The sequence below is a fragment of the Lactobacillus sp. ESL0684 genome, assembly GCF_029392675.1.
Classification (GTDB): domain Bacteria; phylum Bacillota; class Bacilli; order Lactobacillales; family Lactobacillaceae; genus Lactobacillus.
The window spans coordinates 1410706-1435623 of sequence record NZ_CP113941.1; the positions used below are offsets into that span (position 1 = coordinate 1410706).

Consider the following 24918-nt stretch of genomic DNA (forward strand, 5'->3'; position numbering starts at 1 on the left):
TATCTAACAATTAGAAGCACTTTCAACATCCAATGACTTTTAAACTTTTTTAAATTGATGGTTTATAGCTATAATCCACTTTTCCCATATATTGTCTAAAGTCTGTATCATGAGCACGTTTTTCACCAAGTTCATCGCGGTATAAAACACCCATTTCATAAAAGACTATTGGATTGAAGTAGTCTACAACTGAATTATCAATTTCTTCCATTCCAAAATCTTTTGAATCAATAACTTCCAACTGACCATGATATTTTTTAATAAAGTCTCTTGAACGAGTATCCAAAGCACGTGTATCTCCAGTATTGACACACTGAATAAATAAGTGATCATCCTGCAATACTTCAAATGGTCCATGGAAGAATTCAGCAGAGTCAATAAACGCACAATCCATCCACTGCATTTCCATTAATGAACAAATTGCAAAGCCATAAGCTTGTGACATATTGGCACCTGAACCTAAGATATACATAAAATCTTGTTTACGATATTTTTGGGCAAATTTTTGAGCTGCAGGTCTTTGCACTTTACGAGCATTATCTACAATTTGATCAATTTTATTTAAACCAGCTATCATCTGATCATATTTTTGGTAAGACTCTTCAGTTTGATGTAAAAATTCATTTAAAATCCGATAATCCATTCCCATTGGGACATCCTTATGTGAAGTTTCTTTACCCCAATCATAAACGTAAAGTTCATCAGACAATGCAGGATCTGTAATATCCGAATTAGGATCATTGGTAATAGCAATCACAAATGAGCCTTTTTTCTTAGCTAATTTTGCAGCTTCAATAACTTCTGGAGTATTACCACTGTGTGATAATGCAAATGTAATACTGTGTTCATTCCAATGTGGAGAATTAATCATTGTTAATTCACGAGCTGGTTTCCATGTAGAATGAAGTTTAGTACTTTCCTTTTCGATAAAATAGTGACCAGGATACAAATCATTCATCGAACCACCACATGCAGCAAAATAAACATCTGTAATTTCTTTTTTACTATCAATAATTTCTTTAATTAATTCTTTTTCATTTAACATTTGTTTTTCTCCTAAATTAAAAATTATTTTATGGAACTAAAATCTTAAAATATGAACAAACTATTCCTAGTACAAAAGTGCCTAACATTATCCATCCCACACTGACACCCTTTTTAAGCAATTTATACATTATATAAACAGCTACCAGTGGCAATAACCCAGGAACAATTTGGTCAAACACATCAGCTTGCAAAGTTAGCTTGGCTTTGCCTTGTCCAAAACTTATCGGAGTATTGATCACAACATAATTAGAAGTCATCGCCCCGATTACAATCATTCCTAGTATTGAAGAATAATAGGATAATTTTTCAATAGTACCAGAAGAATTTAGTTTATCTAAAAAGCCAACTCCAAACTTGTAACCATATTTTAAGCCGTACCATCTAATTAACGTTGTTGGAATATTATATGCAAGAATAAAAATTAATGGTCCAATTATATTACCCTTTAAGGCAAATGTAGCAGCAATGGTAGTACAGATAATTCTCCAAGTTCCCATCATCAATGAATCACCAATGGCTGAAAAGGGTCCCATTAAACTCGCTTTAATGTTACTAATCGTGGTTGGATCGAACTCATCGTCCTCAGCATATCTTTCTTCCATTGAAGCCGATATTCCCATAACAGTAGAAGCACAGAAATTCGACACATTAAAGAATTCAGTATTCCGTTCTAAAGATTCTTTTAACTTCTCAGGTTTATTCTTAAAAATTTTCTCTAATAATGGAACCATTGCATATGCATATCCTGGTCCAAGCTGCTTACTGTATTCCCAAGAAGCTCCCATTGCAAACGTACGCCAGAAAGATTTTCTAAAATCCTTATTTGTTAACTTATTAGAAGTCGTCATCATCACTCACCCCTGCATTACTTGCATTATTTTTTTCAGCTTGTTCATCTCGAAAGTACATAATTACCACTAGAACCACTCCAAAGAAAGCAATTCCCATAATTGGCACTTTTAAGTATGCAGCTACCAAAAAGCCAAGGAAAAAGAATGGGAAAACGTCTTTTTTCATAATTACTTCAAGTAGCATAGCAAATCCAAATGCAGGCAAAATCTCACTCGCTACTACTAATCCATCTTGAACAAATTTTGGAATTAGACTAACAATTGATTTAGCAAAATGATTACCTAATACATAGGTCAAAGTAACTAAAAGAATCGATGGTGCAAAGTGAAGCAGTGTACCACCCCAAAAAGTAAACTGACTATATAATTTGGTCTTGCCTCTAGCAGCAATTTCTTCACACTTTTTTACAAAAACCGGTGAAACTAACACATATACTAGATTTTGCACAAATAAAACTACCATTGATACAGGCAAGCCAAAAGTTATAGCTGTCGCAAAATTACCATTGGTTTGTAGGGCTACACTAGTACCAACGATACTTGCCGAAACCATATCTTGCGGAGTCGACAATCCTATCTCTTGTACTCCGATAAAAGATAACTCCATTTGCGCACCAATAATAATCCCAGTTGATAGCTGTCCTAGGACTAAACCTGTCAAGGCACACATAACTATTGGACGATAAGTTTGAGAACGTCCGAATAAAAAATATTCTGCATAACCAAAAATCGCCACTAAAAAAATTAGAAAAGTCTTCATAATAGCTCCTATATTTTAGCCAAAAATTTTCTTCTTTTCAGTTGGTACCTGCTGGCAATACACTTGCACTCCATTTGCAACTAATTTATCTAATTCTTGTCGCTCATCTGAAGTAACAAAAACAGCTGATGATAGCGACTCCTTGCCATCTGCAGCTTGTGTACCACCAAGATTTATTTCTTTAATTGCTGGTACAGCTTCAGCTAATTTATAGACATCGTCAATACTTTTAACAACAATAAATAACTTATATTTATCAGTTACACCACTATTAATCGCCTTGATCGAATCAGCAATTGTTTTAATGACTAACTTAACTCCTGTGGGTTTAGCTAATTTCATAATCGTTTTTTCAGTATTATCATTAGCAACATTATCGTTAGCAATTAGAATACAATCAGCAGAAAGATGTGAAGTCCATGACACAGCAACTTGACCATGTAATAATCTGTGATCTACCCTCGTTAGCACAATCATTTTAAAATTCCCTTCTTTAAAAAATCCTAATTTATAAGTCTTATCTTCCTTAAACAATGTTAGCGGTTTTACAAATAGAATTCAAGTTCAAATTTAAGTTATTAGCTCTATTTATCGATAAAAGCCCTAAAATAGCCATTTATCGGTGATATTACCTTATTATCCTGATACCTTGAAAATAAAAGCAGATCAAGTTTCCCTAAAAAGGAATTCTTAATCTGCTTTTTATCCTATAAATTTAGTATTTGCAAAAATCAAATTCATAGCACCAATCATTTTTAAAATTCTTCGTTATCTCCTGAAGTAGTATTCGAGTAACGATATATACCAGTTTGCCCAGCTTCAATAACTGAATCGAGTAATTTTTCCAATGGCATTTGCTCACGATTGATAAATAATTGCAGCAACATTGGAATATTTACTCCAGTAACAATTTCCATGTCCGGATAATCCTTAATCAATTTAACTAAGGTGTTAAAAGGAGTACCGCCCTTCAAATCGGTCAGGCACAAAACAGGACCTTGCAGTGAATCTAATTTTGCTTTTAAATCATTTTGAAGTTGATCTAAAGATTCTCCCATTTCAAATTTAACAGTTTGACAATCTTTTTGAGTACCACAAATCATTTCCGCTGATTGCAATAATTCTTTAGCAGAATTACCATGCGTACAGATTAATATTCCCATTTTAAAATCTCTTTAATAAGGCAATGCACGATAGTAACGACGAATATCCATTGGATGACGGTTAATGTGTTCAATATGGACATCAATCCGATTATTAATAGCATGGAAGACAAACGGACTTAAAGTTCCACGATATTTTTCTGAAATTCCTGGTAAATCATAGTCTTTAGAATCGATAATTGTGTAATTGCCACAAATTTCTGGTAAAAATTTAGCAACACGTTCACTTAACGAACGCTGTGAATCCTCACCAACATAAACCGTCACTGGAGTATCACGATCAATCACTTCAAGCACACCATGGAAGAATTCTCCAGCTTCAATGGCCCGAGTTCTAATCCAGTGTTGCTCTTCCCAGTAACACATTGCGTATGAATACACGGCTCCCCATTGATTACCAGCACCTACAAAATAATGCATTTCATCGTCATGATGTTTTTCAGCAAATTTTTGAGCAAAGTCATCTGAACTTTCCGCAATGTCAGCTATATCTTGGGCAAAATGATTATCCATTTCTTGATAAAATTCATCATAATCAGGAAATTCACCATTCAAATACATTAAGCGGTCACCTACCATAAAGAACTTAAGTTGTTCATTTTCTGGATATGAAATACAGTAAGTTAACATTGAAGCTAATTTTGCTTTAGGATCATCCATAAAACCTAAAACTGTTGCTCCAACCTCATTTAACTTTTTAACAGCATCAACCATCTCTTGAGTATTACCAGTCACTGAAGAAATAATCACCAATGAATCACTAGTAATGCGCTTATTACCAGTTGTTAAATATTCAGCGGCATTTTGATAGAAAGTTTCTAAGGCAGTTTTTTCTTTCATATGTACAGTTGCTTGCATAGCTGATGCATAGGTTCCGCCAATTCCTAACCAACAAATATTAGAAATACCTTTTTTAAATAATGGATCAATTACATCATTAATTTGACCTCTTAGTTCTAAAGCACCATTCATACTATCAATTAATTCTTGCTTGTTAAATTTACGCATTTTATTTTTCCTTTTCTATTATTTACTATTTATTTTTACAATGTTTTTAATTAAATTTTTGAAGCCGTAATTTCATCAAAATCAGGATATGCCGAGTGTTGCAAATCTATATCTTTTTCTTGCGATAACCGATATGCCAATAAATGTACTGGAATCGTCATAAATAACGCTGCAAGTAATTCATCAGTATTTACTTTCAAACTCAAATCATAATCTTTTTTACTTTGGCTATCATTGGCATAAATCGTATATACATTATCAACGTGCTTATTTAAAAACTGCTTTAATAAATCTGCACGCTCTTGCAACTTTCCGTTAGGTTCTAAACAAACAATAAAATCATTTTTCTCTAACCCCAAGTATGGACCATGCATATATTCTTCTAGTTCTTTACCCCATGCGCTGATTCTAACTGCTTCAGTTATTTTTGTTTCACCTTCACGACTAACTCCATAAGCAGCCCCATAGCCAATAAAGGTAATTCGTTTAGCAGTATTAAATTTTGTTAAGTTCTTGTCTACCCATGAACTAGCACAAGTTATAACAGCAGGGACCTGCTTAATTACAGCTTTGATTTTTACAACATGTTGTTCAAATTCATTTGTCGAAATTTTATGGTTTTGTTTAGCTATTATTAATGCTATTAAAATTAAATCTAAAATTTCTATACTATAGCCTGCACTAACATATGGCATTTCCTCTATTGGCATACCCATATCTAAAACGTTCTTAGCTACTTTAGCAACAGGACTATCCTCCTCGCTAGTTAACGCAAAAACTGTATGGTCTGCTTGTTGCAGTCCCTCAATTAACTTGACAACTGAATAACTGTGCCCACCTTGTGAAATTGCTATACATAAAGTATTGTCATTTACATGTAATAAATAATTTTCTGAAATTGATGGTTCTTCAATTTGAATTGGCATTGCCAAAACCTTACTCATAAATGGCAAAGCACCATAAGCAGCGTTAGAACTTGATCCGGTTGCATATATAACTACATTATCAATCTTTTCAGTATCAACATTGGCAAATTTTTTTACAAATAAAGCTTGATAATTATCCAAAACGCTTTGATAATACTGCGGTTCTAATTGAACATAATCTTCTATACTTTTCACTTACAACACTCCTAAAAATTACTGTCCTAGTAATCCTGTCCACGCACCAAAAATGCCAATAGCAGCAATCAAAAGCAAAATATACTGCGACTTCCAGCCTTTTTTATCAAGCCAATAAATAAAACCAGTAAACAGTAATGGAATAATTCCAGGAACAATTCCATCAAAAATCTTTTGTACAGTCGTTGCATCAGCACCAGTTCCAATTTTCATTGGCATGTTAACTGTTACCATCGTGGCAACCATAGCTCCGACAACACCAAGTCCCAATACAGAAGCACCATAAGTTAGCTTATCCATTAACCCAGTTTTTTGAACCTTATCAATAAAAGATGAGCCAATATTATAGCCAATGAATAGACCATAATATCTAGCAATGATTGCCGGAATATTGAAAATCAATAAAAATAAAATCGGTCCAAGTATGTTACCCTGCATAGCTAAAGAAGTACCAATACCAGTCGCAATAACTCTCAGAGTTCCCCAGAAGAAAGAATCTCCAATCCCACTTAGCGGTCCCATTAAGGCTACTTTGATATTATTAATCGAACTTTCATCAAAGTCAGGATCAGTTGCATTCTGTTCTTCCATTGCAATCGAAATACCTAATGGAAATGTGCTCAACCACGGTGTAACGTTAAAAAATTCCAAATGACGCTTATACGCACTACTCAGCTTATCTTTGCTATTTTTATAAATTTTTTCTAGAGCCGGTACCATGGCATAGGTATAACCCATATTCATTTGCCGTTCATAGTTCCAGGACCATTCCACAGTAAATGAACGCCAAAAAGTTTTCATCAAATCCTTTTTAGTTAGAATTTTAGAACTCTTCATCTTCATAATTGATACCTCCATTATCTGAATCTTCTGTATTTGTACCTGCTACAGCCGTGGCACTTTGATCTGTGTTAACAAGTGCTTTACCCTTAAATGCTGAATAGCCTGTCAATACTAATGCTAGACAAGCACCAAAAATTGCCACTCCTGTAACTGGAACTTTTAGATAAACAGCCAGTGCAAAGCCAAGGATAAAGAAAGTAACATTATTCTTATTGACCATCATCTTCAATAACAATGCAAAACCATAAGCTGGTAATAAACCTGTTGCGATTCCTAGACCATCAATTACAAACTTAGGGATAACAGCTAAAACCTGCTTAATTACTGGACTACCAAGCAAATAAGAAATTCCCACAACTAAACCAATTGGTAGGTTAATTGAGAAAAAGCCACCCCAATTACTCATTCGGCCAATACCTTTTCCATTTGCTTCATCTCCATATTTATCTGCCTTATGCACAAAGAATGGCAAAATAAAGATAAAACAAAGGTTTTTAATTACTAAAACCAAAGAAGCGATTGGAATTCCCAAGGTTAAAGCCACAGCAGTACTTTTTCCTGCATTTAACGCAAAAGCCGTACCTAAGACACTACCCGAGATAATCTCCGGCGGAATTGAAGCACCAATTGAAAATGAACCAACAAATGCTAATTCTAAAGTTGCTCCCATGATGATTCCTTGGTGCAAATTACCCAAAACTAAACCTGTTAATGTACACGTAACAAGTGGCCTTGATAACATTGATGAACCTAAAAAGTATTCTCCATTTCCTAGCATTGCAATCAAGGCTAAGATCAAGGCGATTAAATATTTATTCATAATTTACCTCTCAATTTATTTATGAAATTCTCGCTTTTCTTCGCTAGGAACTTGTTGAATCCAGACATCAACGCCATCGTTTTGCAGATTGACTAATTGTTCAGCCTCAGTATCAGTCAAGTTGATAGTTTTAGAATAATTTTTGGTTCCTTCACGAGGTTTGGTACCCCCTAAATTAAGACCTTTGATTTTCCCCTGAGTACCTTTTATTAACTTTGCTGCATCAGCTACTGATTCAACTACAATCAACATTTTATATTTATCAGTAATTCCTGAGTTAATTGCTTCAATACTTTCGGCAACACTCTTCATTACTAGTTTGGCATTGTCAGGTTTAGCTAAACGGATAGCTGATTTGCGAAAATCATCTTTGGCGACACTATCGTTAACAACAAAGATGGTATCGGCATCCAAACTATAAAACCAAGAAACTGCAACTTGGCCATGAACTAAACGGTGGTCCACTCTTACAAGTTTAATCATGTTATATTTCCTCCATTAATTAAAATCAATTGAATATTCAGTATTTAATGCATCTTGCATTCGATATTCAATAGCAACATTTTTCTTATCAGCTGTTGAAAAAAGATTAGTTATCTTAAAAATTGGTGATCCAATTTTTAAGTTCAACTGCTTACTACTTTCAGCTGATGCCTCAACCAACTGAAAATCTTGATATACATTTTCAAGATTAAATTTACCTGAATTTACGACCTCAATGATGGGCGTCACCTTCAGACAAGCTGGATCAAAACCTGGGAAATTATCCAATGGCAATAATAATTTTTCAAAGGATTTTCCATGGCTTGATAATGTTTTAAATGATACGTAATACAGTAATTCATTAGCTGAGATTCCTAATATATCTGCATAATAAGGGCCAACTAACCGTAAATAAGTATCCTTAAATTTAACTTTATCTGATGATTCAAGATAAGTTGGTCTGATGATACCCGTCATATTCAGAATATTTTGCTTTGAAATAGTAGGCCTTACAAATAAACCACTTCCTTTTTTACGAACTACCTTTTGTTCACTTACTAACTGATCAATTGCTTTACGAATAGTTGTGCGACTTACACCATAAATTTGTTGTAGTTCATTTTCATTAGGTAAACTATTTCCTGGAGAATAAAAACCATTGGCAATTTTGTGATTAAGATCAAAATAAACATTTTTAAATAGCATCTTAATCCTCCTGATAATCAAAAATATTATTAGCAGTGAAATAGTATTTAAACTGTTTACCAATTAAATATTGCCTGGTACATTCAAGTGGACGATCATCAGCTTGATAATTAAAACTTTCAATTTGATAAAGAGGCTCACCGTCTTTAACTTGCAACGCCTTAGCCAACCTATCATCTGCTAAAATACACGTGATATCCTCTTTACCATATGTTGGTACAGCATTATATTCATCACATAAAATCTGATAAAGTGATAAGTTAGTAAAATCCACCTTTTCCAAAGCTGGAAATTCCGCTTTATTAAAGTATGTAATTTCATAACTTAGAGGCTTATCCCTGTTGCAGTGAATTCTTTCTATCTTTAATAATTGACTTGTCTTTGACCCAAAAAAGTTTTGCAATTGTTTGGTGACCTGAACACTGCTTGTCGACAAATGCTTTATCTTAACATTTTGATTTCCTAACTCGGCAGTCATTGACTGCATCCCCAGCATATTAATATCGATCTTTTTATTTACTTCAATTCCTGAGCGTTGTTTAACAGACACTACACCTTCGTCTTGAAGGTGACGCAAAGCATGTTGAACAGCACTTCTGCTAATTCCAAGCTTATCAGCAATTTCTCTTTGACTTGGTAAATCTTCTTGCTTATCAATGGAACTAACCAGATGCTGCAAATATTCTTCTACTTGTATACTAGGAGATATCTCTCTAAATTCTGTTATATTCCCTCACTCCTTTGGTCTTATTTTCATAAAACTTATATTTAAAATATTGAATATTCAAAAATTTATACAGTTTAATAGCTATGTAAATAAAATTTAAAAGATAAGTTTTGTTTTTTTAATACCAGATATAATAGTAATCGCTTTCAAAAAATATGTCAACGCTTTTTTATAAAAAAGTCTATTTTTGATAAATTAAATTACCGATTAATCTTGGTTTCAGCACATTTTTACTTTAACTATCATACAAACTAAAGTAGAATATTATTGATAAAGAAGGAGCGTCTTAGATGTCTAAAATTGAAAAACCTGTCGTGATTGGCATAACTGGTGGATCTGGTAGTGGTAAAACTACTATTGCCCATAAAATAGTTGAACAAATGGCTGAAAATGAGCACGTCTTGATTATGACTCAAGATTCGTATTACAAGGATAATGCTAATATTTCAATGGCTGAACGCATGAAAATTAACTACGATCATCCTGATGCCTTCGATATCCCACTACTAAAAAAGCAGATCAACGATTTGCTTAACTATCAGGCAATCGAAATGCCAATCTACAACTTTAAAGATCATACTAGAAGCAAAGAAACCATTCACATTGAACCTGCAGATATCATTATTCTTGAAGGAATTTTAGTTTTAGCTAGCGCAGATATTCGCGATCTGATGGATATTAAGGTTTATGTCGATACAGACGATGATATTCGCTTTATTCGCCGATTAGAACGCGATATTAAAGAACGTGGACGCTCAATCGACTCAGTAATTGAACAATATTTGCAGACCGTTAAGCCGATGTATCATCAGTTTATTGAACCAACTAAACGCTATGCCAATATCATTATTCCTGAAGGTGGGGAAAATGATGTCGCCATCGACATGCTGACAACCAAAGTACACGCTGTCTTAAATCGAAAATAAAAAAGTTGAGTTTTTACGCTCAACTTTTTTATTAACGAATTTTTGCATAATATTTAAATTATCTTTGGCTTTAACGCCTTATCGAAAAGATTGGTAATTAATTTAACTAGAACGCCATCAAATACCAAAGCCGAAATCATGTTAGTAATGAACATTGTAATTTGTAAAGTCATACTGTATTTGTTCCAACCATATAAAAAGTAAGTTGGGACAAATGACCCCAGTCCGGCAAAAAAAGCGCCAATCAAGACACTAGTCCAAGAAAATTTTTGATAACGTTCTTTTTTAGGAAAAAAACCAATCTCATTAGTTGCTCCTTGAACTATTCCAGAAATAACTGTAATGGGTCCCCACTGGCCCCCAATTGCCATTTCAACAACTGCAGCTAATGTTTCACCAATTGTTCCGGAACCACTTGTAGGGACAAAATACATTGCTAATGGTGCCGCCATGAGCCATAGGCCAGCAAATACTGTATCTGTCACTGGGGCAAAACCTGTTGGCAGTAAAGCCATTTTAACCAGGTTATACGCCCAATTAAAGCCATAAGTATAAACTACCCCCATAATAATACCAATTAAGGCAATCAAAATTATTGATTTAACATTCCATTTTGATGATCTGGTAAACATAAAAATACTCCTAGCCCTTCTTAAAAAAGTCAACTAGGAGTACAATAATGCTTAATTATTAAACACTTCCCTAACGCAGGTATTATCCTGTTCAGGTTCCAAGGGTTTTTCTCAGCTATTAAGCACCCCTAGTGACATACTATCTTTTCGTACAGTATACCACAGGTGAGTTCATTACGATAAGGAGAAGGAAAAATGACTGAAATTCCAACAAGAATTAAAAATTACGAAAACATGGGCATTGGTTTGTTTATTCATTGGGGGCTATATTCACAGCTTGCTAAAGGTGAATGGACTGAATATATTCATCAACATGATCAAGTTGAATACGAAAAACTAATCAATTCCTTTGCGGCAGACAATTTCGATGCTGATAAAATTGTCCTTGCTGCTAAACAGATGGGCGCCAAATATATCGTCCTAACTACTAAGCATCACGAAGGCTTCTTCTTATACGACACTAAATGCTTATCAACATTTGACGCAATACATAGTTTAGCTCACCGTGATTTGATTAAAGAATTTGTAAATGCCTGTAATAAATATGATATTAAACCATTTTTCTATATGGCAACTTATGATTGGCACTCGCCTCTTTATCAGAATAACTTTAATGATTACCTTGATTACTTATTGAATTCAGTCAAAATATTATGTCAAAATTATGGACCAATTGGCGGATTTTGGTTTGATGGTGATTGGGATAAAAAAGACGCAAATTGGAAACATTCACGACTTTACGGTATGATTCGCAAATACCAACCTGAAGCTATCATTATCAATAATACCGGTCTTAAAGAACGTGGCCAAATTAGTAATTCAGAGATTGACGTTGTAACTTACGAACGAGAAACACCTAGCCAAGTCAATCACGGCTTTGATGATAAGTATGTAGCCGGTGAAGCTTCAATTACTATGAACAAACACTGGGGATTTGCCAAAAATGATTTAGATTTTAAGTCCGGTAAAGAATTAATAGAAAACATTGTGCATTGTCGCGGCATTGGTGCCAATATTTTGCTCAACATTGGACTTACTGGTAGCGGCAAAATTCCTGAAATAAATCATGCTATCATGCAGCAAATAGGTAATTGGACAGAGATGGCCAGTGAAGCTATCTATAAAACCCGACCTGAGGCCGGGGTCCAAGCAAATGGTAATCAAAAAGATTTGGTACTTGGCAATGACAAAAATAAGTATCTGTTTATTCATGACTTAGAAATCGTCGGTAACGACAACGTGGTACTGGGCGGAGAAGGAAATACTTTGCGGTCTTTTGAAGGTTTCTTCAAAGAAATAAAAGCTATCAGCTGGTTAGACAACGGAGAAAAGCTATCATTTATGCAAGAACCAAAAAACGGTACATTAACTATTAATGCTTCTGGTTATGTCTATGGTAGCGATTGGTGTGTTCGCATCGCAAAAGTTACCTTTAAATAATACTTCAACTTTACCAACTAAAAAGCTCGCTAAATATTTCAAAAAGAAATTTAGCGAGCTCTTTTATATTAAATTATACTTTATCTTCCTTAGTGGTACCTTGTTTATCCTTGCGGTGCATAAAGGTTTTAATATTGCGATCAAATGAGTTTAAAAAAACAATACATCCAAAAACAAACACTGCCCCTATCAAAGTTAAACCAATAGAATTCTTACAATAAATGATTCCAAATGCTAATAACAAAATGCTAAGTAATCCTACTAGAACACTATAAATTTTATGTCCAGCAAGATAAACTTGGCTAACCACTTTATTCGCAAGCAAAAAGATAATTAACAAGCCAATAATTAATAAAAATGTTTGCCACATTTAATTTTTCCTTTGGTTACTTAGACTCAAAATTAAATTTTGTCCAAGGACGTAAATATTTTAGTAGTGATAATTCATCAGCCTTAATCGCCCCAACCTTATTCTTTCTTTTATCACTATGTGGTTGTAAAACTACTTGTAGTTCATTCTTATAGACACCAAAATCATCATTACAAATTAGAATGTCCCCTACTTCAAATTCACTATCATTATCATGAGCTGGATTATCATCATGATATTTAACTCGTGGTTGAGTTGAACGTGCAACTAAGGAATTACTATCGCCGCGACGAAAATGATTCTCAGTTAATAAAATTTTTTGTTCTACTTCACTAATATCCTTAACCATTTCTACGTCAAGAGTTAATTTATATCTATCTAATTCACTAAGACTGCGCAATTCAGCTTCACTAGCATACGAATTGCCAATGATGACATCATCAATTAGATTACTCATAAATAGGGACTTAGCTTGAACTTCAACTGGTAAATACCGGTCCGATTCCCGCGTAGGTAAACCATCATTGACATCCCAAGGACCATGAGTTCCGCATTGACTAGAAACAAACGCTGCTGTATGAATACCATGTTTTTTGAAGTTTTTACTACATTCAATAAAGAAGTCATCATCTAAACCGCAACCAACTTGTGGATAAAAGTTATGACAACCGTAAATAAACGGTTCGTTTGCTTCGTAACTCAAAATATTATCTAAATACCCGGTGTTATTACTCATATTCAATTCTATAATCATATGTTCAGGATTATAAGACAAAGCGGCTTCAGTCATCCCATCAAATCCCTCATCTAATCTGATGGCAGAAGCACCTAATTCTTCAAAAAATGAAAGATCAGTATATGAGGCACCTAGTTGTTTAAAAATCCGTGGCGACACATCAAGTGTAGTACTAAAACCATGCTTATTACCAAACTTAATAATATGTTGGAACTTTTTCTTAGTTGCTTCCACATCTTTAGCTTCAAGCATACTCATAAAAATTCGCGTATAACCATATTTTTCACCTAACAAAAGATACTGCTCATCTTCTTGTTCATTACTGTGATCCGGATAAATTGATAATCCGATATTTCTCATCGTCATAGATTGTCTCCTATAAAAAATTTAATCATTAAAGTTAAAAACACTTCACCAAATTACTTGTTGAAGTGTTTTTAGTATTTAATAGAACTATTTATTTAATTCTTCCTCGACTAAATCAAGTAATTTACCAGTAGCAAGAGGATTATACATATTGCGTGGAATCATCACAAAATTAATATCATGATTATTTGCTTCTTCTTCAACAACTTTTTTACGATAAACTGATTGCGGAGCAAGCAGAACAACGTCATAATCATTGGCATTCAAGTCATCAGCAACATTTTCTGTACCAGTTGCGTGAACTTGAACTTCCTGACCGCGTTTTTTTCCTTCTTTTTCCAAACCCTGAGCAATCAGAGAAGAACTCATTCCACCACTACATGATAATAAAATTTTCATTATATATTCCTCCTAAATTTCATTTAAGCTGCTGCAACTTCTTCGGCTTCAGTTTCAGCTTCAACCTTAATTTGATGTCTGTCCCACATCTTAAAGAATGGCAAATAAATCAGCATCGAGACCAAAATATTGATGATTCCGACGACAATTGCACGCCAATCATACCCAGTCGCAAAGAACGCTCCAATTGGTCCTGGCAAAACCCATGGAACAATCGCCGTAGTTTTATTTAATAATCCTGTTACTGTTGCTGCCCAAGTAATCAATCCATCAGCCATTGGTGCCAAAATAAATGGAGCCGCAAAATATGGATTAAGCACAATTGGAATACCAAACATAACTGGTTCACTAATGTTGAAAATACTTGGAATTAAAACAACTTTACCCATGGCCTTGCCCATTTCAGATTTAGAAAAGAACGCCATTAAGATACAGAGTGCCAAAATAGAACCAGCACCACCAATATAAACAAAGAATTGTAATAATTGTTCTGTCATAAAGTGTGGTACTGTTGCAGCAGTTGCACCATGTGTAACGGCAGCCATATTAGCATTTAAATGTTGATACCAAAATGGATAAACAGGTGTCGAAGTGATTGCACCATGCACACCAAATAACCAAAATAAAGAATTAAAAAAGATCGGTACCAGCACTGAAATCAAATTATCTTTACCAAACTGTGCTAATGGTGACAACAAATCAAGTAAGGCCTGATTTAAATCAAAATGTAAGCCAGCCTTAATTAGCCACGCTGCAATAATTAAGACAGAGGCTGGAATTAATGAAGTAAACGCACTTGAAACCGCTGGCGGCATACCATCAGGCATTTTGATAACTAAATTTTTCTCTTTAAAAAAGTGAATCACCCAAACTGAAGCAGCTGCTGCAAACATAGCTGTAAATAAGCCATATGATCCAAAGTTTTGGGCTGGAAAAACTGTCCCTGCAGCAATTCCAGTCTTCTTAGCAATCTCTGGTGTAATAGTACCAGGAGTAATAGTCAACATTAAATACACCATCACAGCGATTGTACTACTAGAATTACGATCAAGCTTATATGACTTAGCTAAGTGCGAAGCAATTGAATAACATGCATACAATCCCATTAAACCAATTGAAAAAGTAACCGGTAATTGAAAAGCAGCAATATTTTGTTTGATAAACGGCAACGGAATCTGTGCAATCAAGGTAAAAATAGAACTGGCAATTGAAACTGGAATAATTACGGCCATCCCATTTGAGATAGCCGACATATACCTATTTCCAGCTATTGCAGCCATTACGCTTGAAATTTTTTCTGAATTAAATTTCATTTCTGCCTCCTTTATAAGATAAATAAAATTATTTTTGTTTTTCCTTTAATTCAACCAACTGCTTGTTAGTATTAACAATATTGGGAGTTAAATCACGAATTAATTCTGCAGCCATCATTTGATCTTCTGCATGAACCAGCAAAATACTAAACGGTAGTTTTTTCTGATCTGCCTCAGAACTAATTATTTTTAAGTGAACATTTTGTGCTGTTTTTAAACATTCATTAGCCTTCTTAAAATTAGTATCATAATTAGCGAATTCACCATGCTCTGCATCATCAATAATTTGCATTAATAAAGACCGTGCCTCACCAGTGTTGCTTATCATATCAAAGGCAACCTGTTCGATTTCATCCATTTTACTTCACCTTCTTTCAATTAGTATTATCTTGAATACTAGCTGTTTTCACCATTCGTTAATAGTAACCGCTTGCATATACCAATTATATTATAAGTTCAAAATTGTTACAATCTTTTTTTGAAAAAATATATCAAAAAAAGCTCCCGAAATTGATATTTCAATTTCAAAAGCTCTTAAATATTTAACATATTGCAACAATTTTAATTAGTTTGTTTATTGGCTATTTCCTTTAGCCCAGGTAAACTAACCATGATAAGCAAACTAATAATATATAGACTTGATAAAAAGCCCATCACCACCGTTAAGTTATAGTGATCCATTAGCATCCCGATGATAACTGAAGAAAAACCACCAATTGCTCGCCCAACATTGACAATAATATTATTCGCACTCGAACGAATTTCAGTTGGATACAGACAACTAATTACAGCACCATACCCACCAAACATCCCATTAGAGAAAAAGCCAACAATGGCGCCAATTAGCAGTAGTGTAATCATGTCAGTGGCTAAACTTAGGGTATAAACCATAATTGCCGAACCAATTAAGAAAATGGAAAATGCTCGACGAGGACCAAAATGATCAAAAATTGAACCAAAAGTCATCATCCCAATACTCATTCCAACGATGGTGGCAATCATCCATAAACTTGAATTAGCAACATTCAAATTCAATTGCTTTTGAACAATCGTTGGCAGCCAATTCATTAAGCCAAAATAACCAGCTATCTGCACAATCATCATGATCATTAAACCCAAACTTTGCCACGCTAAACGAGGAGTAGCAAACATTTTGCGGACAACCGTTGTTAATAAGGAATCTTTTTCTGCACTTTTTGCATTTAAAAATTGTTGACTCTCATGCAAATGCTTTCTAACAAAAATAGTTAGCACCACTGGCACAATTCCGACCAAAAATAACATATGCCATCCAGCAGTTGGAATGATCCAAGCCGCAATGATTGCTGCAAAGATTGCGCCAATTTGACCACCAACAGCAGCAATTGAAGTTAACTTACCAATTTCATTTTTAGGAAAAGCCTCAGCAATTAACGAAATCCCCACTCCATATTCTCCGCCAGCTCCGACACCTGCTAAAAAGCGTAAACCATAAATCAAATAAAGATTATTGGTAAACGCCATACAAGCCGTAGCAACTGCAAAAATGATTACGGTATGGCTAAAAGTTTTTACACGGCCAATCTTATCCCCCAAGATGCCAAAAATGATGCCACCAAATAACATTCCTACATTAGTAATCGATGAAATCAGTCCTGCTGCAGGTCCTGAAAGATGTAAATCAGCAATCATTGAACTCATTGCAAACGACAAAAATAGCACATCCATGTTTTCTAACATAAAACCCGATGAAGTAGACGCAAGCGTCCATTTCTGATTCTTACTTAGTGCATGTCTGTGCCGATTAGCTATTTCCATATTTAATTCCTCCAAAATGAGCGCTCACTGTCGCTCAATTATTTCCTTGGAAGATCATTTTACTCGGTTTATCTTTTTTTTCAACAATATTTTTAAAATTTACTAAAACTAGCCAGTTTTTCTGTAGTTAAATCACGAATAATTGCCACTGTTAAATCAACCGCGGCTTTAAAGTCTTGGTAGGCGCTAAAACAATATGGTGAATGCTCATACCGAACAGGAATCCCAATCACAATTGTTGGTGCACCATTTTCATAATATATTGCGGCACCATCTTGACCACCACCAGTTCTAACTGAGCGAGTATAAGGCAAATGATTTTTATCAGCCAAATCACAAGCATACTGCTGAAATTTAGGATTAGGCAGAAAAGAAGTATCCATATCCCGCAACATTGGGCCACGTTTCAACCCAGTCTGTGACAACCAACTATCTGTAAAAGTATCATCTGCTGGACAAGATTCAAGCACAATTGCCAGATCAGGTTTTACAGCTCTAGCAGTAACATAGGCTCCGCGTAAACCAACTTCTTCTTGACTTGATAAAGCAGCAACTACGTTTAAATTGGTTTCCTCACCTTTCAAGTTATCCAACACGTCTACCATTGCCGCAGCACCAAATCGGTCATCAAAATCTTTACCAAAAAATAGACCATTTTTTTCGTTATATTCACACTTTACATCCACAAAAATTGGACAGCCAGTATCAATCTTGTAATCGTTAATCGTTTCATCACGTGAACTCGAACCTACATCAATCGACATCTCACTAACATCAGGAACATTATTACGTTCAGCCTCTGTCATAAAGTGTGGCGGTTTAGTAGCCACTACTCCACTGATATATTCACCATCACGGTTCTTAATTTTAACGCGCAAAGCTGGAATATTATATTTAACCCAGCCACCAAGGGGAACAAACTTAATCATTCCGTTTGGCCGTACAGCCTGCGTAATGAACCCAACAGCGTCAGAATGAGCATCAAGCTGGATAACCGGCCTGTCACGTTTATTTTCTTTTTTGGCAGCATAAACATTCAACATACCATCGACTTTAACATCTGCCAAACCCTTAACTGTTTGGGTAAATAGCTTAACAAAATCTTCCTCAAAGCCTGAAGTCGAATTTGCATCTGAAAAATCTTTTAGCATTTGAATTTCTTGTTCTTTTTTCATTTTGCAACATCCTCACTTGTCATCATCTTATCTCTATTATAGCAAAGAAGATCAAATTTCAACTGGATTTCTAGCCAATCGACTAATTTTAGAGAAAAATCGCTATCATTACAGGCAAAACGATAATTTGTGCAACTTTTACTTGAAAAAATGATATAATCGAACTTATTAAGTTTAGCAATTTAGTTGAAGTGAAGGGTAGATAAATGTCGAAACGCGACAATATTAGTAAAATTATTGATCATAAGCTATTTACTGAGGACGATATCCAGCAAATGTGTGTCAGCTTAGGTAAGCAATTAACCGAAGACTATGCTGGAAAAAAGCCATTAGTTGTTGGAGCCCTTAAAGGAGCAATCTTCTTTTTAACTGATTTAGTCAGAGAAATGGATGTTGAAGAAGAAATTGACTTTATGGATGTTTCCAGTTATGGGAATTCCTTCGAGTCTACTGGTAATGTCAGATTAATTTCTGATTTAAGTACAGACGTTAGTGGCCGCGATGTGTTAATTGTTGAGGATATCGTTGATACTGGTCTAACTTTGCAGTACATGAAGGAGTTGATACTGCAGCGTGGAGCTAACAGTGTTAAGTGTTGCGTTTTGCTTAACAAAGAGGCCAACCGTGCAACAGATGTCGAGATCGAATACTATGGTTCAAAAGTTGGCAATGAATTTGTAGTTGGGTATGGCCTGGATTTTAAGAATTGTTATCGTAACTTACGTTACATTGGTGTGTTAAAGCCAGAAGTTATTGCCCAGACTGCAGAATAAATAAAATACGACAATCGAAAAGGAGTTATTTTAGCAAATAACTCCTTTTAAGTTTTACCAATTTTTATCCTATGTTTGGAACATCATCAAGCTGCTTAGCATTAACAACAAACCAGCGCATAAAGCCCTGTTCAACTTTTTCTAATTTGAACTCAAAACCTTCAAATTCAACCGTTTCATCTTCTTTTAAATCTGGATAGTGCTCCATCATGTAGCCACCAATAGTGATAATATCACTATTTTGAAAACTGGCTAGATCCTTGCGGAAATATCGTTCAAAATCATACAAGGTGGTTTTACCAGAAACATGAATCTGCCCTGTCTTATCCTTGATAATGTAATCATCAGAAACATCATCAATTTCATCTTTAACAGTACCAAACAATTCCTCATAAATATCTTTATCCGTAACAATTCCACTAGTACCACCATATTCATCCACAACCAAAACAATGGGAGTATGTTTTTGAATCATTAAATGCAAAACATCTTGAATTGGCATCGATTCTGGTACAGTTATCATTGTTCGAATGATTCGAGTTACTGGAACCTGAGCATTGATTTGATTTTGTTGAACAATGTCAAAAGAATAAACATAACCAACCATGTCATCCTTATTATTATCACGTACAACTGGCAACCTACTTTGACCAGACTTTAGATAAAGCTTCAAAGACTGCTCAATTGTATCCGTTGAATTAATTACTACCAATCGCGTACGATCAGTCATAATATCCTTAGCAACTTTATCATTGAGTTCAAACGCCCGTTTCATATAAGTCAAGTCGTTTTTATCAAGTGACCCACCATGAACAGCTTTACGTGATAACTTGATGATTTCAGATTGTGAATAAACCTCGTCTTCTTCTTTTTCAGGATCAAAACCTAAAATTTTTAGTAAACCATTAGAACTGGTATTGAGCAACCAAACAAAAGGATAAACTAAAGTATGGAAAAACTGCAAAGGAGTCGCAATTGCCAATAACATCTTTACTGGCATTTCAATAGCAATATTCTTAGGCACAATTTCAGTTACCACAACCTCTAAATAAGTTAGAAAGATAACACCTAAAACTGCACTCAAAGACCGGACTACCGATCGATTTAGTTGTAACAAATTAAACAAATTAGCAAACAATACTGCAAAGGTATCGGCCGAAAACCAACCTAAAACTACCCCTACCAGCGTAGTACCGACTTGCGTTGTTGATAAGTATTCATTTAGATTGTGCACCATATGCAAAGCACGTTTAACCTTACCAGTATTGCCAGACTTGTTAGCCAGCATATCTTCTAGTTGACTAGAACGCGTCTGGACTAATGCAAATTCTGCAACTACAAAAAAAGCCGCAAACACGAAGATCACTAAAGTTGCAATTAAGTTAGTTATTATTTGGGTTGTATTCAAAATTATTCCCCTCAATTAAAATTCTAACCTATATTTTAGCATTAATAACTTGTCTATTCACAAAAAGAGCAGAATTATTTAACAAGTTTATAAACTTTTTCAAACGGCAATCGTTCTGGGAAAAATTTGGGATCATTAACTTCCGCTAATTTATCCTTATATCCTAACCCAATTGCCATTCCGACCAGTTCATCTTCCGGAATTTGGCCATATTTACGCACAATTTCAGGATAAGCAACCATAGAATGCGCAGGCATTACGCCTAAGCCCTCATCGATTGCTAACAACATTATGCTTTGTGCCAGAATTCCTAAGTCAAAAACAGACCAAGCTGGCGATGAACGTGGAATTGTCAAATAAGCCACGGCTTGTGCATTAAACATCGTATCATTTGCATCTTTAAATAAGTCCATTTTGTTATGAAAAAAATATGGTAAAGTTGCTCCAACAGCCGCCATATTTTGACTAGGATATGAATCCCAATTTAGCGACAGTGTGGTAGCAAAATCTTCATGTGGTTTTACATTTTCATCAAGTTGTTGTTTTACCTCCTTTTTAAGGCTACTGAGAGCATTTTCAGTTACCATATAAATTCGCCATGGTTGCGAATTTAATAATGACGGCGATTCTTGCGCTTTTTTAACTATTCTAGCAAGTACTTTTTCGTTAACTTTTCTATTAGTAAACTTACGAGTTACGCGCTCATGGTCATATACATCATTAAATTCCATTGCGATTCAAATCCTTACATCTTAAATTAAGCATATTAATACACTCTTATTCTTTCCAATAAATAAATTTATCAAAAAACTTAAACATAAGTAACAATAACCTATACTCTTCCCGTTTTTAACATAAAACTTGAATAATTTTATCCAAGTTTTTTTGCTAAAAATTAATTAAATTAATCACACACACATAATAATACTAATCAATAATGGACAACTTTGCAAAGATAAAAAACAAAGATAACACTTATAATTCGCGTTTTATCAGGATTTAATAACGATATTTTTTGTAGCATTTTTAGATAGTTATAGCTATATTAATATCAAATTATTATTTTATAACTTAATATCATTTTTAAAATAATTAATGAATAACTAAATATCATTCATAAAAATTAGTACATTTTACTAAAAAACAGTCCAATTAGACTTTTCTAATCAAACTGCTAAATTAAAATTTATATTTGCGACGCAGCTCTCGTTCCTGATCGCGTTTTTTGATCGTTTCACGTTTATCATACTGCTTTTTACCTTGACCAACGCCGATTAATACTTTAGCGAAGCCATGCTTTAAGTATACTTTTAGTGGTACAATCGTAACTCCTCGCTCTGCTTGTTGCTTAGCTAAGCGCGCAATCTCTTTTTTATGTAACAGCAGTCGCCTACTACGCACAGGCTCATGATTGTAACGATTGCCCTGTTTGTACTCACTGATATGAACGTTCTCTAAGAAGGCGGAACCATTAACAATTTGAACATAGCCATCACGCAAATTAATCCGACGAGCGCGAACTGACTTAATCTCTGTTCCCGTTAATGATATTCCAGCTTCAAACGTATCCTTGATGAAATAATCATGATGAGCTTTTTTATTTTGCGCAACTAAATTCTGATCTTTACCTTTCATCAGTTCACTATCCTAACGCTTATATCTACTAAAGTGTGGATGATTGCCATTTGAGTGATAATTTCCACCCTTTTTACCATTATGATTACCACGATTCTTAGCACCACGATCATGATGAAAATCACGCTGGTCACGGCCAGCTCTATTACCACGATCATGATGTGGCGTCTTTGGAGCATTCGGATCATAAACCTCGAAATCGAGTTGGTGCTGTTCAATATTAGCATTAATCAAAGTTACCTTGATTGGCATCCCAACTCGATACTGCTTATGACTACCACGACCAGTCAATGTCATGTTCTTCTCATTATAACTATAAAAATCATCAGTTAAATTCGAAATATGAATTAGCCCTTCAACAGTATTAGGCAATTGAATAAACATCCCAAAACTGACCACTGAAGCAACAACTGCATCAAAATGTTGCCCAACTTGATCAGCCATGTATTCGGTCATCTTCAAGTCATTAACTTCTCGCTCGGTATCGATAGATACCCGCTCCTGAGTTGAAGTTTGTTCAGCAACATCTGGTAAATAACTAGCAAAATGCGTTTGCGTTTCTTTTCCTACACCTTCTTCAGCATAAGCATGAATCATTCTATGTACCATTAGATCAGAATAACGTCTAATTGGTGAAGTAAAGTGCGTATAAAATTGTGCTGCTAAACCAAAATGTCCTAGAGGCTCTTCTGAATAATGCGCCTGTTTTAAACTACGCAACATCATCATTTGCACTACTGCTTCTTCAGGGGTGCCAGTGGTTTTAGATACGACTTTTTGCAAATCAATTGGCTTAATATGATTAGGATCTGCCTTAACGTCCAAACCAAATGCACTGCAAAATTCGAAGAAGTTCTTAATTCTTTCGCCATCAGGTGTCTCGTGAACCCGATACAAAAACGGTACGTGTTTTTTATAGAAATCTTCTGCAACCGTTTCATTAGCTATTAACATAAAAGATTCAATCATCTTTTCTGCAACACCACGATCATGCAACACAATATCAGTTGGTTTACCTTGATCATCCACAACAATCTTGGCTTCAGGTTCCTCAAAATCAATTGCACCACGTTGATGACGCTTTTGATACAAGGCATTATGCAATTGTGCCATATCTTGTAACATTGGTTGTAATTGTTCAATATTAGGCTCAAGTTCAACAGTATTGTTAGGATCTAAAGCTTGATTTACTTTGTTATAAGTTAATCTGCCATGCGATTGCATCACACTAGGATGAATTTGATAATTAATTCGCTCACCACTTGGCGTAATTTCCATTTCACATGATAAAACTAAGCGATCTTGGCCTTCATTTAGGGAACAAATACCATTAGAAAGACGAAACGGCAACATTGGGATTACCCGATCAACTAGATAAGTACTATTACCACGGGTATAAGCTTCTTTGTCAAGTGGCGAATTTTCAGTAACATAATGCGCAACATCAGCAATATGAACTCCTAAATGATAATTTCCATTAGGCAATTTCCATAAAACCACAGCGTCATCAAAATCTTTAGAATCGTCACCATCAATGGTAACTGCTGGTTGATCGCGAATATCTTCTCTGTCAACCAGATCTTGCTCACTAATATGGTCGGGAATTTCATTGGCCTGCTTCATTGCATCTTCAGACCATTGAGTACGGACTTCATGAGCAGATACAATCGACATAATATCGACGCCAGGATCATTCTTATTACCAATAATATTAATTACCAAACCAGCCATGGTATCTGGATTATCCTTACTTGGATAATTGGCAATTGAAACCTTAACCATATCTCCCATCTGTGGTCTTAAACCGTCTTCACCCACATAGACGCGATACCGATGCAATTTTTTATTAGTACTTAAAACATAGCCAACAAAATGACTCAACTTTACTTGTTCATCAGGCAAAGGATAAAATTCACCAACTAGCGTATCCATGCTACGCTCAATAATGGTTTCTACCTGGCCTTCAGGACCTTTACCATTCCAAGGATTACCATCAGCTGTTATTTTAACTCTGACTTGATCGCCATCAATTGCATAAGCTGTGTAATCACTAGCAATGAAAATATCATCAACAGTATCATCCTCAAGCTTTACAAAACCAAAGCCTTTATCATTTGCCTTAAAAATTCCTTCAACAACTGTGTTTTCTACAGCTAGCTGATAACGGCCGTTACCATCGGTAATAATTTTCTTTTCTTGTTCCAGATAAGCCAGTGCCTTAACCAGATCAGAAAAACTTCCCAAATGATCGCGGCGCAAAAGCCGCTCAATCTGCTCCACTTGATATTGTTTATTAGGATTGTGACGGAATATCTCCAAAACATTAGCTAAAATTTTTTCATTTTGTGCCATGCACAAATCTCCATTTCATTAATAAAAATACAAAAAAACCTCCCAAAACATTGATCGGGAGGAACCAA

The 24918-nt window shown here is 34.9% G+C and carries 27 protein-coding genes and 1 riboswitch; of the genes, 3 read left to right on the forward strand and 24 right to left on the reverse strand.

All coding sequences use genetic code 11. From position 1 onward, the window contains the following. Positions 1–49: 49 nt before the first annotated feature. From OZX56_RS06835 to OZX56_RS06890, 12 genes are all read right to left on the reverse strand, one after another. Positions 50–1045, reverse strand: coding sequence for an SIS domain-containing protein (locus OZX56_RS06835; protein ID WP_277125953.1), 996 nt, complete (start codon positions 1043–1045; stop codon positions 50–52). 28 nt (positions 1046–1073) lie between these two features. After that, positions 1074–1898, reverse strand: a complete 825-nt coding sequence (locus tag OZX56_RS06840; RefSeq protein ID WP_277139380.1) for a PTS system mannose/fructose/sorbose family transporter subunit IID — start codon at positions 1896–1898, stop codon at positions 1074–1076. Next, positions 1882–2658 (reverse strand): PTS sugar transporter subunit IIC, encoded by a 777-nt coding sequence (locus tag OZX56_RS06845; protein ID WP_277125950.1) that lies wholly within the window; start codon positions 2656–2658, stop codon positions 1882–1884. The genes OZX56_RS06840 and OZX56_RS06845 overlap by 17 nt, the downstream gene beginning before the upstream one ends. 15 nt (positions 2659–2673) lie before the next feature. Further along, positions 2674–3135 carry a PTS sugar transporter subunit IIB gene (locus tag OZX56_RS06850; protein WP_277140367.1) on the reverse strand — a complete coding sequence of 154 codons (462 nt, stop codon included), beginning with the start codon at positions 3133–3135 and terminating at the stop codon, positions 2674–2676. 278 nt (positions 3136–3413) lie between these two features. Then, the gene (locus OZX56_RS06855; RefSeq protein ID WP_277139381.1) at positions 3414–3821 is read right to left on the reverse strand and encodes a PTS sugar transporter subunit IIA; all 408 of its coding nucleotides are present in this window, start codon (positions 3819–3821) and stop codon (positions 3414–3416) included. A gap of 12 nt (positions 3822–3833) precedes the next feature. Then, positions 3834–4829, reverse strand: coding sequence for an SIS domain-containing protein (locus OZX56_RS06860; protein WP_277125946.1), 996 nt, complete (start codon positions 4827–4829; stop codon positions 3834–3836). Between the two features lie 50 nt (positions 4830–4879). Then, positions 4880–5950 carry an SIS domain-containing protein gene (locus OZX56_RS06865; RefSeq protein WP_277139382.1) on the reverse strand — a complete coding sequence of 357 codons (1071 nt, stop codon included), beginning with the start codon at positions 5948–5950 and terminating at the stop codon, positions 4880–4882. Positions 5951–5968: 18 nt separating this feature from the next. After that, positions 5969–6787 carry a PTS system mannose/fructose/sorbose family transporter subunit IID gene (locus OZX56_RS06870; RefSeq protein WP_277127015.1) on the reverse strand — a complete coding sequence of 273 codons (819 nt, stop codon included), beginning with the start codon at positions 6785–6787 and terminating at the stop codon, positions 5969–5971. After that, positions 6774–7613 (reverse strand): PTS sugar transporter subunit IIC, encoded by an 840-nt coding sequence (locus OZX56_RS06875; protein ID WP_277139383.1) that lies wholly within the window; start codon positions 7611–7613, stop codon positions 6774–6776. The genes OZX56_RS06870 and OZX56_RS06875 overlap by 14 nt, the downstream gene beginning before the upstream one ends. A 15-nt stretch (positions 7614–7628) precedes the next feature. Then, a complete protein-coding gene (locus OZX56_RS06880; RefSeq protein WP_277139384.1) occupies positions 7629–8096 on the reverse strand; it encodes a PTS sugar transporter subunit IIB in 468 nt (155 codons plus the stop codon). A gap of 15 nt (positions 8097–8111) precedes the next feature. Further along, on the reverse strand, positions 8112–8801 hold the full coding sequence (locus tag OZX56_RS06885; RefSeq protein WP_277139385.1) for a GntR family transcriptional regulator: 690 nt from the start codon (positions 8799–8801) through the stop codon (positions 8112–8114). 1 nt (position 8802) lies between these two features. Further along, positions 8803–9480 carry a GntR family transcriptional regulator gene (locus OZX56_RS06890; RefSeq protein ID WP_277139386.1) on the reverse strand — a complete coding sequence of 226 codons (678 nt, stop codon included), beginning with the start codon at positions 9478–9480 and terminating at the stop codon, positions 8803–8805. 338 nt (positions 9481–9818) lie between these two features. On the opposite strand from OZX56_RS06890, the gene udk reads away from it, so the two are divergent. Then, a complete protein-coding gene (udk, locus tag OZX56_RS06895) occupies positions 9819–10454 on the forward strand; it encodes a uridine kinase (protein WP_277139387.1) in 636 nt (211 codons plus the stop codon). Between the two features lie 53 nt (positions 10455–10507). Here the strand turns inward: udk and OZX56_RS06900 are convergent, their stop codons facing one another. After that, complete coding sequence (locus OZX56_RS06900; RefSeq protein WP_277139388.1) at positions 10508–11086, reverse strand: ECF transporter S component; 579 nt, start codon at positions 11084–11086, stop codon at positions 10508–10510. 50 nt (positions 11087–11136) lie between these two features. After that, positions 11137–11226, reverse strand: a riboswitch (TPP riboswitch). 55 nt (positions 11227–11281) lie between these two features. On the opposite strand from OZX56_RS06900, the gene OZX56_RS06905 reads away from it, so the two are divergent. Next, positions 11282–12526, forward strand: coding sequence for an alpha-L-fucosidase (locus OZX56_RS06905; RefSeq protein ID WP_277139389.1), 1245 nt, complete (start codon positions 11282–11284; stop codon positions 12524–12526). 73 nt (positions 12527–12599) lie between these two features. Here the strand turns inward: OZX56_RS06905 and OZX56_RS06910 are convergent, their stop codons facing one another. The 7 genes from OZX56_RS06910 to OZX56_RS06940 all read right to left on the reverse strand — a co-directional run bounded on the left by OZX56_RS06910 (position 12600) and on the right by OZX56_RS06940 (position 18682). After that, entirely contained in the window at positions 12600–12896 is a 297-nt protein-coding gene (locus OZX56_RS06910; RefSeq protein WP_277125936.1) for a hypothetical protein, read from the reverse strand. Positions 12897–12912: 16 nt separating this feature from the next. Further along, positions 12913–13998 carry a MupG family TIM beta-alpha barrel fold protein gene (locus OZX56_RS06915; RefSeq protein ID WP_277139390.1) on the reverse strand — a complete coding sequence of 362 codons (1086 nt, stop codon included), beginning with the start codon at positions 13996–13998 and terminating at the stop codon, positions 12913–12915. A gap of 87 nt (positions 13999–14085) precedes the next feature. Further along, entirely contained in the window at positions 14086–14397 is a 312-nt protein-coding gene (locus tag OZX56_RS06920) for a PTS fructose transporter subunit IIA (RefSeq protein WP_277125934.1), read from the reverse strand. A gap of 23 nt (positions 14398–14420) precedes the next feature. Beyond that, the gene (locus OZX56_RS06925; protein ID WP_277125933.1) at positions 14421–15710 is read right to left on the reverse strand and encodes a PTS transporter subunit EIIC; all 1290 of its coding nucleotides are present in this window, start codon (positions 15708–15710) and stop codon (positions 14421–14423) included. Between the two features lie 28 nt (positions 15711–15738). Then, entirely contained in the window at positions 15739–16068 is a 330-nt protein-coding gene (locus tag OZX56_RS06930; RefSeq protein ID WP_277125932.1) for a PTS lactose/cellobiose transporter subunit IIA, read from the reverse strand. A 203-nt stretch (positions 16069–16271) separates the two neighbouring features. Beyond that, positions 16272–17507, reverse strand: a complete 1236-nt coding sequence (locus OZX56_RS06935; protein WP_277139391.1) for an MFS transporter — start codon at positions 17505–17507, stop codon at positions 16272–16274. 92 nt (positions 17508–17599) lie between these two features. After that, the gene (locus OZX56_RS06940; protein ID WP_277139392.1) at positions 17600–18682 is read right to left on the reverse strand and encodes a M42 family peptidase; all 1083 of its coding nucleotides are present in this window, start codon (positions 18680–18682) and stop codon (positions 17600–17602) included. Between the two features lie 206 nt (positions 18683–18888). Between OZX56_RS06940 and hpt the strand changes: the two genes are divergently transcribed. Then, a complete protein-coding gene (hpt, locus tag OZX56_RS06945; protein WP_277139393.1) occupies positions 18889–19455 on the forward strand; it encodes a hypoxanthine phosphoribosyltransferase in 567 nt (188 codons plus the stop codon). 64 nt (positions 19456–19519) lie between these two features. Here hpt and OZX56_RS06950 read toward each other — a convergent pair whose 3' ends face one another. The 4 genes from OZX56_RS06950 to rnr all read right to left on the reverse strand — a co-directional run bounded on the left by OZX56_RS06950 (position 19520) and on the right by rnr (position 24850). Beyond that, positions 19520–20863 (reverse strand): hemolysin family protein, encoded by a 1344-nt coding sequence (locus OZX56_RS06950; protein WP_277139394.1) that lies wholly within the window; start codon positions 20861–20863, stop codon positions 19520–19522. Between the two features lie 74 nt (positions 20864–20937). Continuing rightward, a complete protein-coding gene (locus OZX56_RS06955) occupies positions 20938–21594 on the reverse strand; it encodes a nitroreductase (protein ID WP_277139395.1) in 657 nt (218 codons plus the stop codon). A 448-nt stretch (positions 21595–22042) separates the two neighbouring features. Continuing rightward, a complete protein-coding gene (gene smpB / locus OZX56_RS06960; RefSeq protein ID WP_277139396.1) occupies positions 22043–22498 on the reverse strand; it encodes an SsrA-binding protein SmpB in 456 nt (151 codons plus the stop codon). A gap of 12 nt (positions 22499–22510) precedes the next feature. After that, positions 22511–24850, reverse strand: a complete 2340-nt coding sequence (gene rnr / locus OZX56_RS06965) for a ribonuclease R (RefSeq protein ID WP_277139397.1) — start codon at positions 24848–24850, stop codon at positions 22511–22513. Positions 24851–24918: the final 68 nt, after the last annotated feature.

Coding starts and splice junctions, on each gene's coding strand:
- OZX56_RS06835 (WP_277125953.1), bottom strand. CDS start 1,045: ATGTTAAATGAAAAAGAATTAATTAAAGAAATTATTGATAGTAAAAAA.
- OZX56_RS06840 (WP_277139380.1), bottom strand. CDS start 1,898: ATGATGACGACTTCTAATAAGTTAACAAATAAGGATTTTAGAAAATCT.
- OZX56_RS06845 (WP_277125950.1), bottom strand. CDS start 2,658: ATGAAGACTTTTCTAATTTTTTTAGTGGCGATTTTTGGTTATGCAGAA.
- OZX56_RS06850 (WP_277140367.1), bottom strand. CDS start 3,135: ATGATTGTGCTAACGAGGGTAGATCACAGATTATTACATGGTCAAGTT.
- OZX56_RS06855 (WP_277139381.1), bottom strand. CDS start 3,821: ATGGGAATATTAATCTGTACGCATGGTAATTCTGCTAAAGAATTATTG.
- OZX56_RS06860 (WP_277125946.1), bottom strand. CDS start 4,829: ATGCGTAAATTTAACAAGCAAGAATTAATTGATAGTATGAATGGTGCT.
- OZX56_RS06870 (WP_277127015.1), bottom strand. CDS start 6,787: ATGAAGAGTTCTAAAATTCTAACTAAAAAGGATTTGATGAAAACTTTT.
- OZX56_RS06875 (WP_277139383.1), bottom strand. CDS start 7,613: ATGAATAAATATTTAATCGCCTTGATCTTAGCCTTGATTGCAATGCTA.
- OZX56_RS06880 (WP_277139384.1), bottom strand. CDS start 8,096: ATGATTAAACTTGTAAGAGTGGACCACCGTTTAGTTCATGGCCAAGTT.
- OZX56_RS06885 (WP_277139385.1), bottom strand. CDS start 8,801: ATGCTATTTAAAAATGTTTATTTTGATCTTAATCACAAAATTGCCAAT.
- udk (WP_277139387.1), top strand. CDS start 9,819: ATGTCTAAAATTGAAAAACCTGTCGTGATTGGCATAACTGGTGGATCT.
- OZX56_RS06900 (WP_277139388.1), bottom strand. CDS start 11,086: ATGTTTACCAGATCATCAAAATGGAATGTTAAATCAATAATTTTGATT.
- OZX56_RS06905 (WP_277139389.1), top strand. CDS start 11,282: ATGACTGAAATTCCAACAAGAATTAAAAATTACGAAAACATGGGCATT.
- OZX56_RS06910 (WP_277125936.1), bottom strand. CDS start 12,896: ATGTGGCAAACATTTTTATTAATTATTGGCTTGTTAATTATCTTTTTG.
- OZX56_RS06915 (WP_277139390.1), bottom strand. CDS start 13,998: ATGACGATGAGAAATATCGGATTATCAATTTATCCGGATCACAGTAAT.
- OZX56_RS06920 (WP_277125934.1), bottom strand. CDS start 14,397: ATGAAAATTTTATTATCATGTAGTGGTGGAATGAGTTCTTCTCTGATT.
- OZX56_RS06925 (WP_277125933.1), bottom strand. CDS start 15,710: ATGAAATTTAATTCAGAAAAAATTTCAAGCGTAATGGCTGCAATAGCT.
- OZX56_RS06930 (WP_277125932.1), bottom strand. CDS start 16,068: ATGGATGAAATCGAACAGGTTGCCTTTGATATGATAAGCAACACTGGT.
- OZX56_RS06935 (WP_277139391.1), bottom strand. CDS start 17,507: ATGGAAATAGCTAATCGGCACAGACATGCACTAAGTAAGAATCAGAAA.
- OZX56_RS06940 (WP_277139392.1), bottom strand. CDS start 18,682: ATGAAAAAAGAACAAGAAATTCAAATGCTAAAAGATTTTTCAGATGCA.
- hpt (WP_277139393.1), top strand. CDS start 18,889: ATGTCGAAACGCGACAATATTAGTAAAATTATTGATCATAAGCTATTT.
- OZX56_RS06955 (WP_277139395.1), bottom strand. CDS start 21,594: ATGGAATTTAATGATGTATATGACCATGAGCGCGTAACTCGTAAGTTT.
- smpB (WP_277139396.1), bottom strand. CDS start 22,498: ATGAAAGGTAAAGATCAGAATTTAGTTGCGCAAAATAAAAAAGCTCAT.
- rnr (WP_277139397.1), bottom strand. CDS start 24,850: ATGGCACAAAATGAAAAAATTTTAGCTAATGTTTTGGAGATATTCCGT.